Annotated in this window: 13 protein-coding genes; 8 read left to right on the top strand and 5 right to left on the bottom strand. The window is 64.5% G+C overall.

Annotated elements, in window-relative coordinates; all coding sequences use genetic code 11:
• Window positions 1-13: 13 nt before the first annotated feature.
• Window positions 14-496 (bottom strand): cupin domain-containing protein, encoded by a 483-nt coding sequence (locus ABIC03_RS07080; RefSeq protein WP_354056651.1) that lies wholly within the window; start codon window positions 494-496, stop codon window positions 14-16.
• A 242-nt stretch (window positions 497-738) separates the two neighbouring features.
• On the opposite strand from ABIC03_RS07080, the gene ABIC03_RS07075 reads away from it, so the two are divergent.
• Both ABIC03_RS07075 and ABIC03_RS07070 read left to right on the top strand, forming a co-directional pair.
• Window positions 739-1,023 carry a hypothetical protein gene (locus ABIC03_RS07075; protein WP_354056649.1) on the top strand — a complete coding sequence of 95 codons (285 nt, stop codon included), beginning with the start codon at window positions 739-741 and terminating at the stop codon, window positions 1,021-1,023.
• Window positions 1,024-1,103: 80 nt separating this feature from the next.
• Window positions 1,104-1,829 (top strand): peroxiredoxin-like family protein, encoded by a 726-nt coding sequence (locus ABIC03_RS07070; protein WP_354056647.1) that lies wholly within the window; start codon window positions 1,104-1,106, stop codon window positions 1,827-1,829.
• A gap of 15 nt (window positions 1,830-1,844) precedes the next feature.
• Here the strand turns inward: ABIC03_RS07070 and ABIC03_RS07065 are convergent, their stop codons facing one another.
• Window positions 1,845-2,732: a LysR family transcriptional regulator gene (locus ABIC03_RS07065; protein WP_354056645.1), complete on the bottom strand. Its 888-nt coding sequence runs from the start codon at window positions 2,730-2,732 to the stop codon at window positions 1,845-1,847.
• Between the two features lie 177 nt (window positions 2,733-2,909).
• Here ABIC03_RS07065 and ABIC03_RS07060 point away from each other — a divergent pair, with 177 nt between their 5' ends.
• The 3 genes from ABIC03_RS07060 to ABIC03_RS07050 all read left to right on the top strand — a co-directional run bounded on the left by ABIC03_RS07060 (window position 2,910) and on the right by ABIC03_RS07050 (window position 5,974).
• On the top strand, window positions 2,910-3,725 hold the full coding sequence (locus ABIC03_RS07060; RefSeq protein WP_354057529.1) for a 3-hydroxybutyrate dehydrogenase: 816 nt from the start codon (window positions 2,910-2,912) through the stop codon (window positions 3,723-3,725).
• A 70-nt stretch (window positions 3,726-3,795) separates the two neighbouring features.
• Window positions 3,796-4,938, top strand: a complete 1,143-nt coding sequence (locus ABIC03_RS07055; protein WP_354056643.1) for a patatin-like phospholipase family protein — start codon at window positions 3,796-3,798, stop codon at window positions 4,936-4,938.
• 85 nt (window positions 4,939-5,023) lie between these two features.
• Window positions 5,024-5,974: an oxygenase MpaB family protein gene (locus ABIC03_RS07050; RefSeq protein WP_354056641.1), complete on the top strand. Its 951-nt coding sequence runs from the start codon at window positions 5,024-5,026 to the stop codon at window positions 5,972-5,974.
• Between the two features lie 130 nt (window positions 5,975-6,104).
• On the opposite strand, the gene glgA is transcribed toward ABIC03_RS07050, so the two are convergent.
• On the bottom strand, window positions 6,105-7,520 hold the full coding sequence (gene glgA / locus ABIC03_RS07045; RefSeq protein ID WP_275170423.1) for a glycogen synthase GlgA: 1,416 nt from the start codon (window positions 7,518-7,520) through the stop codon (window positions 6,105-6,107).
• Between the two features lie 194 nt (window positions 7,521-7,714).
• On the opposite strand from glgA, the gene ABIC03_RS07040 reads away from it, so the two are divergent.
• The 3 genes from ABIC03_RS07040 (at window position 7,715) to ABIC03_RS07030 (ending at window position 11,338) form a co-directional block, all read left to right on the top strand.
• Complete coding sequence (locus ABIC03_RS07040; protein WP_275170424.1) at window positions 7,715-8,911, top strand: CaiB/BaiF CoA transferase family protein; 1,197 nt, start codon at window positions 7,715-7,717, stop codon at window positions 8,909-8,911.
• Window positions 8,912-9,059: 148 nt separating this feature from the next.
• Entirely contained in the window at window positions 9,060-10,127 is a 1,068-nt protein-coding gene (locus ABIC03_RS07035; RefSeq protein WP_354056638.1) for an alcohol dehydrogenase, read from the top strand.
• Between the two features lie 131 nt (window positions 10,128-10,258).
• On the top strand, window positions 10,259-11,338 hold the full coding sequence (locus ABIC03_RS07030) for an isocitrate/isopropylmalate dehydrogenase family protein (protein WP_354056636.1): 1,080 nt from the start codon (window positions 10,259-10,261) through the stop codon (window positions 11,336-11,338).
• Between the two features lie 33 nt (window positions 11,339-11,371).
• Here the strand turns inward: ABIC03_RS07030 and ABIC03_RS07025 are convergent, their stop codons facing one another.
• Together ABIC03_RS07025 and ABIC03_RS07020 are read right to left on the bottom strand one after the other, a co-directional pair.
• A complete protein-coding gene (locus tag ABIC03_RS07025; protein ID WP_354056634.1) occupies window positions 11,372-11,656 on the bottom strand; it encodes a hypothetical protein in 285 nt (94 codons plus the stop codon).
• A 183-nt stretch (window positions 11,657-11,839) separates the two neighbouring features.
• Window positions 11,840-12,661 carry an enoyl-CoA hydratase gene (locus ABIC03_RS07020; RefSeq protein ID WP_354056632.1) on the bottom strand — a complete coding sequence of 274 codons (822 nt, stop codon included), beginning with the start codon at window positions 12,659-12,661 and terminating at the stop codon, window positions 11,840-11,842.
• Between the last annotated feature and the right edge of the window lie 63 nt (window positions 12,662-12,724).

Below are 12,724 nucleotides of genomic sequence, written 5' to 3'. Positions count from 1 at the left end.
GCCGGGGCGTCCGTTACATATTGTGGTCGTGCGGGTCCTTGCGGACGTCGCCGACGTAGAGGATGACCGTTTCCTTGCCGAGGTTCTTCCACCAATGCGAGGTGCCGGATACCTCCGGGCGGATGTCGCCGGCCTTGTGCACGATCGGATCGACACAGTTGGAAGCGTGTTCGACGATCTCGCCTTGCTGCACGAAGATCAAAGCAGGGCGGTCGTCATGGCTGTGCCAGGGCACGATGCCGCCGGGCTCGATGGTGAGCTTGCGGAAGCGCAGCTCGCGGCCTTCAATGTGTGCCGGCTGCTTGCCGAGGTCGATGGCGCCGAGCGTGACGTCGGTGACGCCGACCGGCTTGTAATCGACCATCTGGTGCGCGTTCGGCTTGATCTTGCCGGCCGGACATTCACCGGCGGAGACTGGCTGCGCCGAGAGTGTCAATACGCCGAGGACGGCAAGGCTGGGCCAGACCGCGCGCGACAAAGTGTGATGCTCGAACATCGGGACGTCTCCTGTGTTGGCCGCAACCGCGATGGTCGCTGGCTATGTCGGGACTTTCGTCGAGAGAGCGCTCGTTCTGAAATGCTCTTTCGCTCTCGCTGCGATAGACCGGCGCTATCGGCCCCGATACGCGCTCGCTATCGAACCGATTGGGGATCGGCATTTCCGCTTCCCGCGCGATTGGCGTTCGATGGCAGGGCGCCCAATTGGCGGGCGTTCACGTCAATCCGGAGGAGCCTCTCATGACGAAATTGTCCAAGACTTTGATTGCCACGGCTGCGTTCGCGGTCATCGCCTCATCGGCCTTCTCGGGGGCGACATGGGACTTCAAGGCCGGCATGGCCTACATGTATGGCGGACCCGGCAAAATGTCGGCGATGGCCATGGCCCCGGCGGAGAAGAACCACGAGGCTATGATGAAGGGCGCCAAGAAGGTCCCCGACAACACCGTCTTCTTCATGGACAACGGATCGCTGTATTCCACCTCGGGGCGGCTGGATCCGACCGGCAATTTCTACGTGAACTGATCGCGCGCGCATGACGGCCGCCCCTTGCGGGCGGCCGGATCGGGCACCTAATATTCGTCCTCTGAACGCTGGAGCGCAAGATGACCTCTCTCTCGCCGGCCGATGCCGAGCGGCTCAAACTCGCCTTCCAGCGCTGCCGTGACATGGATGGCACGCTGAACGAGCAGCTCCGCGCCTATGCCGACGCCAGCCGCGACGTGTTCCCGGCCTATGGCGAGGCCGTCGATCATCTGGTGACGAGATTGAATGGAAGCGGCGGCGGCGAGACCGCGCCGCGTCCGGGCGAGGCGATGCCGCCGTTCATGTTGCCGGACGAGAGCGGGCGTCTCGTTGCGCTGTCCTCACTGATCGAGAGCGGGCCGGTCGCCGTGATGTTTTTCCGCGGCCATTGGTGCCCTTATTGCCGGCTCAATGTCCGTGCGGTGGTCCAGGCGCTGGATCGCATCCAGTCCATGGGTGCGCGCATCGTCGCGGTCATGCCGGAGACGCAGGAATACACCCAGCAGCTCAAAGCGGAAGCCGGTGCGCCATTTCCGGTCCTGACCGACCTCGACAACGGCTATGCGCTGTCGCTCAATCTCGCGATCTGGCTCGGTGCCGAGATCCAGAGCCTGTTGTCCTATCAGGACATGGCGAAATTCCACGGCAACGATGGCTGGATGCTGCCGATCCCGGCCGTGTTCGTCGTCGGTCGCGACGGTCTCGTGAAAGCCCGCTTCGTCGATCCGGATTTCCGCAAGCGAATGGAGATCGATGATCTGCTTGAAGCGCTGGAAGGCGCGAGCAGGGAGGCCAAAAAGGGTTAGCAGCGAGCGTGGCTGCTACCCCGCAATCTCCCGCCAATCCGCACCGCGCAGCATGCGCATCACGGCATTGGCCACTGCCGTGCGCTGTCGGCCGGCCACCCCGTAGAGGCTGACGGTGCGACGGGCGTCCAGCCCGGCGACCGCAGCGCGCGTCAGCGTCTCCGGAACGGGCGAGGTGTGCGGCACCATGGCGACGCCGATGTCTGCCTCGACCAGCTCGATCAAATCGCGCTCGTTCGAGATCTCGTGACCCTGTTCGACCGCGATGCCGTGCTCGCGCAGGCTTGCGGAGATGCTGCGGGAGTGCTCGCAGAACGTCCGGCTCAACAGCTGCTCTGCGCGCAAATCGTCCAGTTCGATGCTGCTGCGGCCGGCCAGGCGGTGTCCGTCGCTGACCACGAGCTCGAAGCTTTCGGTGAACAGCGGCCAGACATCGAGCCGCTCCCAGGCCTCGTCGATGTCCGCGGCAATCCCGAGCTCGGCCTCGCCCTTCTTCAGCAAGTCGGCCACTTCACGACTCGAGCCGCGCAGGAAGCGGAATTCGAGCCGGTTGAACTGCCGTTTGATCTGGTTGAGATGCGGGATGAGCAGCGACAGGTCGATCGAATGCGTCAGGGCGACGCGGAGTGCGCCGATCTCGCCGCTGCGGAACGATGAGGCCAGCGAGCGTGCGCCGATGGCTGCATCAAAACACTGCTTCAGCAGCGGATGCATGCGCTGGCCAAGCTCGGTCAGTTGCGCTGCGGGCCGTTCGCGGCGAAACAGATCGCCGCCGAGCTCGGCCTCGAGCTGCTTGATCGCGCGGGTCAGCGAAGGCTGCGTCACGTTGCAGTCCTCGGCGGCACGCGTGAAGTTCAAGAGCTGCGCCACCGCGAGGAAATAGCGGACCTGGTGCATTTCCATGGATCGGCTCCCGGCAAGACCAGCCGGAATCTAGCCGATCGGAGCGGAGAATGACATCCCGACCGCAATAGCGCACGGGCATGGTTTCGGAAGCCAACGGGCATTTCCGTCAAGCCGGGCGATGCTTCACAGTCGGCTCAACACCAGTCGTCATGTCGGAGGATTTTGCCAGTGAATATGTCCGTCAAGCCCCAGACGTCCGCCGCCCGGGCGCTCGCGGGCAAGGTTGCGCTGGTCACGGGCTCAACCAGTGGCATCGGCCTCGGTATCGCGCGGGCACTTGCCGCGGCCGGCGCCGACATCGTGCTGAACGGCCTTGGTGTGGCAGCCGAGCTCGACCGGACGCGCGAGCAGATCGCGGCGGAGTTCGGCGTCAAGGCAAGATTTTCGCCGGCCGACATGACCAGGCCGAATTCGATCGCCGAGATGATCGCGGCGACGGTTGCGCAGGCCGGCCGCCTGGATATCTTGATCAATAATGCCGGTATCCAGCACGTTGCGCCGCTGGAGCAGTTTCCGGTCGAGAAATGGGACCAGATCCTCGCGATCAATCTGTCGTCGGCTTTCCACACCACGCGGCTCGCGCTGCCCGCAATGCGACAGAACGGGTTCGGCCGGATCATCAACATTGCTTCCGCTCATGGTCTCGTCGGCTCGCCGTTCAAGGCGGCCTACGTCGCCGCCAAGCACGGCATCGTCGGGCTCACCAAGGTGACCGCGCTGGAGACGGCAGAAGAGGGCATTACCTGCAACGCGATCTGTCCCGGCTACGTCTATACGCCGCTGGTCGAGGCGCAGATCGATGGGCAGGCCAAGGCGCACGGAATCTCGCGCGACCAGGTGATCCGCGACGTGCTGCTGGCCCAACAGCCCAACAAGCGCTTTGCCACGGTCGAGGAGCTCGGCGCGCTCGCGGTATTCCTCTCGACTGACGCGGCGGCTTCGATCACCGGCGTCGCGCTGCCGGTCGACGGCGGCTGGACCGCGCATTAACATGAGCCGGCTTAACAAGTCGCGGCCGGCAGCGAATCTCGGAGCAGTGCAGGCTGATCAGGAGCGAACCATGAACGGCACGCAGAATAACATTCAGCGCAAGGACCTGCCCGGGCAGGTCGTCCTCGTGCTTCAAGGCGGCGGTGCGTTAGGCTCCTACCAGGCGGGCGTCTACCAGGCGCTGCACGAGGCCGGCATCGAGCCGGACTGGATCATCGGCACCTCGATCGGTGCCATCAATGCCAGCCTTATTGCGGGTAATGCGCCGGAGCACCGGCTCGCGCGCTTGAGGGAGTTCTGGAAGCGGATGGAGCAGAAGCCGGTCTGGGACTGGCACACCTCATTTCCCGGCTTCAACGAGAAGCTTGCCTATTGGTCGGCCGTGACCCACGGCATTCCAGGGTTCTTCCGGCCCAATCCGCTGGCGCATGCCGGCGATTCCTATCCACTCGGCGCCGATCACGCCGGATTCTATTCCACTGGGCCTCTCGAGGAGACGCTGCGCGAGCTGGTCGATTTCGATCTGGCCAATCGCTGCGCGCCGCGGCTGACGGTGGGTGCGGCGCATGTCGGCACCAGCCAGATGCGCTATTTCGACAGCCGCGACGGTGAGCTGACGGTGAAGCATGTCATGGCTTCGGGCGCATTGCCGCCGGCATTCCCGGCAGTGCGGATCGATGGCGAACTCTATTGGGACGGAGGCATCCTCTCGAATACGCCGACGGAAGCGGTGTTCGACGACAATCCGCGCAAGAATTCGCTGATCTTCTCCGTGCATCTGTGGAATCCCGTCGGCGCCGAGCCGACCACGATGGCGGAGGTGCTGAACCGCCACAAGGATGTGATATATTCGAGTCGGATCGCGAGCCAGATCGAACGCCAGCAGCAGGCCCATCGCCTGCGCCATGTCATCAACCAGCTTGCGGAACGCCTGCCTGAGAGCGAGCGCGGCGATGCCGCGGTGAGGGAGCTGATGAGCTACGGCTGCCCGACCCGTATGCATGTCGTGCGGCTGCTGGCGCCGCAACTCGATCGCGAGACCCACACCAAGGATATCGACTTCAGCCCGTCGGGGATCACGCGGCGCTGGCATGCCGGCTATGCCCACACGAGGTCGGTGCTCGCGCGAAAACCGTGGATCGGCGAATTCGATCCGCTTGCCGGCGTGGTGCTGCACGAGCATATGGACGAGATGCCGATGGCGGCGGAGTAGGGCCGCAAGCGATCGTCCGCCATCATCGAAATGCCACAGGCCTTGCGGATCGTCGCTCTTCGTCCGCAGCTGAAAGGCCATGTAAGTGGTGTCGGGAAGCGATCTGGAACTGGCGCTTGATCACGTCCGTGCTGATATGGCGGGAGCGGTTGCCGGCGTGTTCGGTCCTGACACGGTGACTTGGCAGATCGACCGCGAGGCCGTGATCTTCCTCGGCGCGGGCCGGGCGCTGCTCCTTCAACTCGCGCATCCCTGGGTCGCGGCTGCCATCGCCGAGCACTCGCGGACCTTGGCCGATCCAATCGGACGATTTCACCGCACCTTCGATATTGTCTTTGCCATGGTGTTCGGCTCGCTTGACCGCGCGCTGTTGTCGTCGCGGCAATTGCACCGGCGCCACAGCATGATCGTCGGCGAGATGCCGGAGACTGTCGGTCCGTTCGCGGCAGGCTCGCGCTACTGTGCCAACGACATCCCGTCGCTGCGCTGGGTTCATGCCACGCTGGTCGAGACCGCGCTGATGGCGCATGATCTGGTTTTGCCGCCGCTCTCGGCGGAGAATCGCGAACGCTATTGGACCGAGAGTCGGACGTTCGGCGCGTTGTTCGGATTGACCGGCGATGATCTGGCCGCGGACTGGGCTGACTTTGCGGCCTATACGGCGGCGATGGCGCAGTCAGACACGCTGACCGTCAGCCCGGCCGCGCGCGAGATCGCCGCGCAGATCTTTGGTGGCGCGCGCCCGTGGTTGCGTCCGCCGCGCTGGTATCGCGCGCTCACGGCAAGCCTGCTGCCGGAACGCCTGCGTGCTGGGTTTGGGTTCGAACTTGATGAGCGCGATGAGAGGGCAGCCGAAAATGCGCTCCGATGGATACGGCGCGTCTACCCCAAATTGCCAGACCGGTTGCGCTATGTCGGTCCCTACCAGGAAGCGCAAGCGCGGTTGCGCGGCGAGCCGCAGCCGGACTGGATGACACGGTGCCTCAACAGAGTCTGGATCGGCCGGCCGCAGATGGATCAGCGCGGGAAGGGGTGAAGTCCTCCGCGGCTGCCACAAACCACTGTCATTGCGAGGAGCCCTTGCGACGAAGCAATCCAGGCTGCTGCCATGGAAACAGTCTGGATTGCTTCGCTACGCTCGCAATGACGAGGAAACACCCGGCTTCTCACACCGCCGCCAACTTCCGGTACAGTGCGTTGTAGCTGCCGGCCGGGATGCTCCAGGAGAACGACCGTCCCATCGCACTGCGACGCATGGTGTCGAGCTGGTCTTGCGCCATGAAGGCGGAGAACGCGCGGCGGACACCTCCGAGGAAGGATTCATGCGAAGGTTTTGAGAACAGGAAGCCGGTTTCGCCGTCGGTGATGGTCTCGGCGAGGCCGCCGGTCTGATGCCCGATCGGCAGCGAGCCGAAGCGCTGGGCGTACATCTGGCTGAGCCCGCAGGGCTCGAAGCGCGACGGCATCAATGTGAAGTCGCTGCCGGCGAAGATGCGCCGCGCCTGGGCGTCGTTGAAGCCAATCACGACCCCGATCGCGTCAGGCCGCCGGCGATGCGCGTCAATCAGCGCCTGCTCGAGCGCCGGCTCGCCGGAGCCGGTGACCACGATCTGCCCGCCGGCATCGACGATCTCGTCGGCTGCCGCCAGCACGAGGTCGATACCCTTCTGGTGCACCAGCCGGGCGACGATGCCGAACATCGGGCCGCGCGACACCGCAAGCCCGAACTGCTTGCGAACATAGTCCGCGTTGGCCTTCTTGCCGATCCAGTCGCCGGCGCCGAACTGCTGGGCAAGCTGAGCGCAGGAGCGGGGGTCCCAGCTCTCGTCGATGCCGTTGAGGATGCCGGTGAGCTCGGCCGCGTCGGAGCGGACTCGAAGCAGGCCTTCGAGCCCGCAGCCGAATTCATCCGTGGTGATCTCCCGCGCATAGGTGCCGCTGACTGTGGTGAGATGCGAGGCGTAGACCAGTCCGGCCTTGAGAAAGGAGAGCTGGTCGTAGAACTCGACGCCGTCGATGTGGAAGGAGCTCTCCGGTGCGCCGATCCGCCGCAGCGAGTCCTTCGGGAAGAGGCCCTGATAGGCGAGGTTGTGAATGGTCAGGATCGACGGCAGCTTGGAGCCGCGCCAGGCGAGGTAGGCCGGCACGAGCGAAGCCTGCCAGTCATTGGCATGGATCAGGTCTGCTGCCCAATCCTTGTCCAGCGTGCCCATCGCGAGCTCAGCGGCGGCCGAGGCAAAGCGCGCGAAACGGATGTCGTTGTCGGGCCAGTCGCGCCCGGACTCGTCGCCATAGGGGTTGCCGGGCCGGTCGTAAAGTTGCGAGCACAGCAGCACATAGACCGGCAGGCCGTCCTTGGTCGCGGCGCGGCCGAGCGAGCAGGCCGGCATCTCCGCGAACGCCGGACAGCGGCCAACGATCTGAATATGCGTGAGTTGTTCGATGATGTCGCGATAGCCGGGCAGCATGACCCGGATGTCGGCGAAGGGACGAAGGGCTCGGGGGAGTGCAGCGGAAACGGCTCCGAGTCCGCCAACGCGGACAAAGTCGTCCATCTCCGTTGTAACGAACAAGACCCTCAAGAACTGCTGCCCTCTGCCGGAGCCCGATTGCTGCTATGCAAGAACGGGTCCAGTTGCCCCGGATTTCCCAAGCCCGCCCGTGAGACGTGTCTGTTCGGTAAAGACTTTCCTACTCAGGCGCCGCGCTCTAGGGTCGGCGCACCAACAACAGAGAACTTCGATAAGTTCCTAGTGACCCGAGGGCGCAAGCAGGCATGCAGCTATCAGATAAGCATGAGGGGACGACGACAAAGGCCTTTGCCGGCCTCAGGGTCCTGGATTTTTCGACCACCATCGCCGGCCCCCACTGTGCGCGCATGCTCGCCGACATGGGCGCCGAGGTCATCAAGATCGAGACCGACGGCGGCGAGACGATGCGGACCCGGCCGCCGCTGCGCAAGGGCTGCAGCACCGTGTTCGGCCAGCTCAATGTCGGCAAGAAGAGCGTCGTGCTCGACCTCAAGTCCGAGGACGGCAAGGAGGCGGTCCGCCGGCTGGCCGCGACCGCCGACATCCTGGTCGAGAACTTCCGCCCCGGCGTGATGCACCGGCTGCGGCTCGACTACGACAGAATGCGCGCCATCAACCCGAAGCTGATCTACTGCTCGATCTCCGGCTACGGCCAGAGCGGCCCGTCGGCCGAACTGCCGGCCTATGCGCCGGTGATCCATGCAGCCTCCGGCTACGACATGGCGCATCTCGCCTACCAGCCCGGCCGCAGCCGCCCGGATTATTGCGGCATCTACCATGCCGACGTCGTCACCGGCACCTACGGGTTCGGCGCGATCGCGTCGGCGCTCTACCAGCGAACGGTCACCGGGCTCGGCCAGCACATCGACGTTTCCATGCTCGAATCGATGCTGACGCTGACGGTGATCGAGTTGCAGAACTCGCAGTTCACCGTGAAGCCGCCGCCGCGCCCGATGTTTGGGCCGACTGAGACCGCGAGCGGTTATGTCATGATCACGGTTGCCAGCGAGAAGACGTTTCAGGGACTGATGGGGGTGATCGGCCGCCCCGAATGGATCTCCGATCCGCGCTTCGCCACCTACGCCGCGCGTCGCGACCATTGGGCCGACTTGATGGACGGTGTCGAGGCCTGGTCGCGGCAGCTCTCGACCGAGGCCTGTCTTGTCGCGCTAGGTGCGGCGGGCGTGCCGGCTTCGGCCTACCGCACCGTGTCCGAGGCGCTGGCCGATCCGCAACTCGCGCATCGTGAGGCGCTCTCGTCTGTAGAAGACGGAGGCGGCTCGTTCCAGGTCCTCAATCTGCCGTTCCGGATGACCGGTGCCGACACGGCACCGGGCAAGACGATGGCCGTGCTTGGCGAGCACACGGACCGGCTGCGCGCGGAGATCGGGCTCCCCGACGATGGACCAATTCCGTCAGGCAAAACAGCCGCGCAAAGCTGACGGACAGCTTCGTGCAGCAAGCAATGCGGCTTTGCGTGTGGTCGGCTTGCCATCATCCGTCGGCCTAAACTAGACAGGTCCGAGTTTGTCTCGTTCTGCCGCCCATGCGATGGTGGCGGCGATAAGAAAAGTATCCGGGAGGACACCGATGAAAAGTTTCAAGGTCGCCGATTTCAAGGCACCGCTGCAGGAGTTCGACGAAGCGACGCCGCAGCCGTCCGGCACGCAGGTGCTCATCAAGGTCAAGGCCGCCGGCGTCTGCCACAGCGACCTCCACATCTGGGAAGGCGGCTACGATCTCGGCCACGGTCGCAAGCCGCTGTCGCTGAAGGACCGCGGCATCAACCTGCCGCTGACCATGGGGCACGAGACCGTCGGCGAGGTCCTTGCCTTCGGCCCGGACGTGAAGTCGTCGGACCAGGGCGATGTGAAGATCGGCGATGTCGGGCTGGTCTATCCCTGGATCGGTTGCGGCAAATGCGCGACCTGCCTCGCCGGCGATGAGAATATGTGCCTGACGCCACGCTCGCTCGGTGTCTATTGCGACGGTGGCTATTCCGACCACATGCTGGTGCCGCATCCGCGCTATCTGCTCAATCTTAGAGGCCTCGATCCCGCGTCGGCTGCGCCCTACGCCTGCTCGGGCGTCACGACCTACAGCGCGCTGAAGAAGCTCGAGCAGCACTTCGACACGCCGATCGTGATGTTCGGCGCCGGCGGACTCGGCCTGATGGCACTGTCGCTGCTGAAGGCGATGGGTGGCAAGGGCGCGATCATGATCGATATCGACACGAAGAAACGCGAAGCTGCGGAGCAAGCCGGCGCGCTCGCGACCGTCGATCCCAAGGCGCCCGACGCGCTGGAGCAGCTTGCCAAGAAAGCCGGTGGTCCCATCCGCGCCGTGCTTGATCTCGTCGGCAACGCCGCCACCACGCAACTCGGCTTCGACTGTCTGACCAAGGGCGGCAAGCTCGTCATCGTCGGCCTGTTCGGCGGCGGAGCGACCTGGGCGCTGCCGCTGATTCCGATCAAGGCGGTGACGATCCAGGGCAGCTACGTCGGCAATCTACGCGAGACGCAGGAACTGCTCGACCTCGTGCGAGCGAAGAACATAGCGCCGATCCCCGTGACGCGGCAGCCGCTCGCCAAGGCCAACGACGCGCTGGTGCAGTTGCAGCAGGGCGCGGTGGTTGGCCGCACGGTGCTGACGCCGTAACCAACGCTCCATCCTCCGTCATTGCGAGGAGCGAAGCGACGAAGCAATCCAGATTGTCTCCGCAGATGCAGTTCTGGATTGCTTCGCTTCGCTCGCAATGACGACTTAGCTCGCTCCTCCTGAGGCTTTCCATGTCCGCAAATAACGCCTTCCACATTGCCGTGCTCGCCGGTGACGGCATCGGTCCCGAAGTCATGGCGCCGGCCATCGAAGTCTTGCGCAAGATCGAGACGAAATCCGGCCTGAGCTTCCGCCTCACCGAGGCGCCGGCGGGTGCCACCAACTATCTCGCCACCGGCAAATCGATGCCCGATACCACGATCAAGCTGTGCGAGGAGGCGGACGCGATCCTGCTCGGCGCATGCGGCCTGCCGTCGGTGCGCTATCCTGATAACACTGAGATCGCGCCGCAGATCGAGCTGCGCTTCATCTTCGATCTCTATGCCGGTGTGCGCCCGGCGCGGCTCATTCCGGGCGTGCCGAGCCCGATCGTCGGCGCCGACCAGCGTGGAATCGATCTCGTCGTGATCAGGGAGTCCACCGAGGGCCTGTTCGCCTCGATGGGCAAGGGCGTCGTCACCCACGAGGACGCGCGCGAAACCATGGTGATCACGCGCAAGACGTCCGAGCGCCTGTTCGAGTTCTCGTTTCGCCTCGCCGAGCGGCGCAAGGCGCGCGGCAAGCCGGGGATGCTGGCTTGCGTCGACAAGGCGAACGTGTTCAAGGCCTTTGCGTTCTTCCGCGGTATTTTCGACGAGATCGCCAAGCGTCATCCGGAGGTGAAGACCGACCGGCTCTATGTCGATGCCTGCTCGGCGATGCTGGTGAAGCGCCCCTGGGACTTCGACGTGATGGTGATGGAGAACATGTTCGGCGACATCGTCTCCGACATCACCGCGAGCCTGATCGGCGGCCTCGGCATGGCGCCGTCGGCCGACATCGGGGACAAATATGCCGTGTTCCAGCCGTGCCACGGCACCGCGCCCGACATCATGGGGCAGGGCAAGGCCAATCCCACCGGGATGATCCTGTCGGCTGCAATGATGCTGGACTGGCTCGCCGACAAGCACGGCGTCGAAGGCGCCGCTGAGGCCGGCGAGCAAATTGAGCGCGCCGTGGACAAGGTCTACGCCGGCGGCCTCAAGCCGATGGAGTTCGGCGGCAGCAACGGCACCGCCGACATCACGAAGGCGGTGCTCGAGGCGCTATAGTCAAGGAAGAGGGGCCTCCCGGCCCCTCGCAATTCACCAGCGACGCCAGTGGCGGTGACCGCCCCAGCCCCACGGACGTGGACCGTAGAAGCGTCGCGGGCCGCCGTAATAGCCGTAGGCCCCATAATAGTTCGGACGCCAGAAGCAGCGGCCCCACGGGTTACACACCCAACGAACCTGATCGACTTCGGCTGCCGGGCCGCTCGCGATACGGTCGGCCTGCGGAATGCCGTTCGGCATCGCCGCGAGTGCCTGTCCTGACGCGAGCGCTGCGCCGCCCAGGGCAGCCAGCCCGAGAACAGCAAATTTCAGTTTCATCGCAATCTCCCTCGTTTGATGGCGAGAGAACTTCCAGCAAATCAGCTGGTTGCTATGGTGTTGCAGGGGCGTGGGAATTTAATCTTCCTGAATGCATGTTCACGTTGCCTGCCGTCATCGCGACGAGCCAAGCGACGAAGCAGGCAAAGGCACTCTGGATTGTTTCATTTTGCTCCGACGGAGTCACCGTCCCTGGAACTGCGGCTTGCGCTTCTGCATGAAGGCCTGCCGGCCCTCGCGAAAATCGCCACTGTCCATGCAGGCGTTGCCGACCGCCCTGATCGCCTCCATGTCGCGCGCGCTTTCGTCCTTCAGCACCTGCGCGATGGTGAGCTTGGCGGCCTTGATCGCGAGCGGCGCATTTTGCGAGATCGTCTCGGCGATCGCCATGGTCTCACCCCAGAGCTGATCCTCCGGAACCACCCGCTCGACCAGCCCGATGCGCAGCGCTTCGGTGGAATCGATGCGCATGCCCGTGTACATCAGGAGCCGGGCCCAGGACGGTCCGACCAGCGACACCAGGTGCTTCAATCCATCATAACCGTAGGCGATGCCGAGTTTCGCCGCGGGAATGCCGAACTGGCTTCCATGGGAGGCGATGCGGATGTCGGCGAGCATTGCCACCTGCATGCCGCCGCCGAGACAGAAACCCTGGATACAGGCAATCGTCGGCTTGGGATAATCGGCAAGCAGCGCGCGCTGGGCGGCGCTGCGTTTTGCGTATTCCTCGGAGGCAGCTGCGTTGTGGCGCGTCTTCTCGAACTGGCTGATGTCGGCGCCCGACACGAAGGCCTTGCCGCCGGCGCCGCGCAGGATCACGACCCGCACGGCAGCGTCGTCGCGCAAGGCTGTCAACGCCTCGCCAAATCCCTCCCACATCTCCAGCGACATCGCATTGCGCTTGTCGGGATTGTTAAAGGTGATCACGCCGACGCCACCGGCTGTGTGCTTGAGGATCTTGCCGTCGGCGTAGGGAATTTCGGTCGTGCTTGATATGTCGGACATCGCGCTCGCTTTCGTTGGCGAGGCGCAATGTTCGGCCGGGGCGAGGCCAGGGTCAACCGCGGC

Origin of the sequence: Bradyrhizobium sp. RT6a (assembly GCF_040547675.1) — a bacterium.
Lineage (GTDB): Bacteria > Pseudomonadota > Alphaproteobacteria > Rhizobiales > Xanthobacteraceae > Bradyrhizobium.
The sequence above is the reverse complement of the archived record's forward strand: the minus strand, read 5'-3'. Positions and strand labels throughout refer to the sequence as shown.

What these genes read in the sequence shown, in the direction of transcription:
- ABIC03_RS07080 (WP_354056651.1), bottom strand. Translation starts at nt 496, where the DNA reads ATGTTCGAGCATCACACTTTGTCGCGCGCGGTCTGGCCCAGCCTTGCC.
- ABIC03_RS07075 (WP_354056649.1), top strand. Translation starts at nt 739, where the DNA reads ATGACGAAATTGTCCAAGACTTTGATTGCCACGGCTGCGTTCGCGGTC.
- ABIC03_RS07070 (WP_354056647.1), top strand. Translation starts at nt 1,104, where the DNA reads ATGACCTCTCTCTCGCCGGCCGATGCCGAGCGGCTCAAACTCGCCTTC.
- ABIC03_RS07065 (WP_354056645.1), bottom strand. Translation starts at nt 2,732, where the DNA reads ATGGAAATGCACCAGGTCCGCTATTTCCTCGCGGTGGCGCAGCTCTTG.
- ABIC03_RS07060 (WP_354057529.1), top strand. Translation starts at nt 2,910, where the DNA reads ATGTCCGTCAAGCCCCAGACGTCCGCCGCCCGGGCGCTCGCGGGCAAG.
- ABIC03_RS07055 (WP_354056643.1), top strand. Translation starts at nt 3,796, where the DNA reads ATGAACGGCACGCAGAATAACATTCAGCGCAAGGACCTGCCCGGGCAG.
- ABIC03_RS07040 (WP_275170424.1), top strand. Translation starts at nt 7,715, where the DNA reads ATGCAGCTATCAGATAAGCATGAGGGGACGACGACAAAGGCCTTTGCC.
- ABIC03_RS07035 (WP_354056638.1), top strand. Translation starts at nt 9,060, where the DNA reads ATGAAAAGTTTCAAGGTCGCCGATTTCAAGGCACCGCTGCAGGAGTTC.
- ABIC03_RS07030 (WP_354056636.1), top strand. Translation starts at nt 10,259, where the DNA reads ATGTCCGCAAATAACGCCTTCCACATTGCCGTGCTCGCCGGTGACGGC.
- ABIC03_RS07025 (WP_354056634.1), bottom strand. Translation starts at nt 11,656, where the DNA reads ATGAAACTGAAATTTGCTGTTCTCGGGCTGGCTGCCCTGGGCGGCGCA.
- ABIC03_RS07020 (WP_354056632.1), bottom strand. Translation starts at nt 12,661, where the DNA reads ATGTCCGACATATCAAGCACGACCGAAATTCCCTACGCCGACGGCAAG.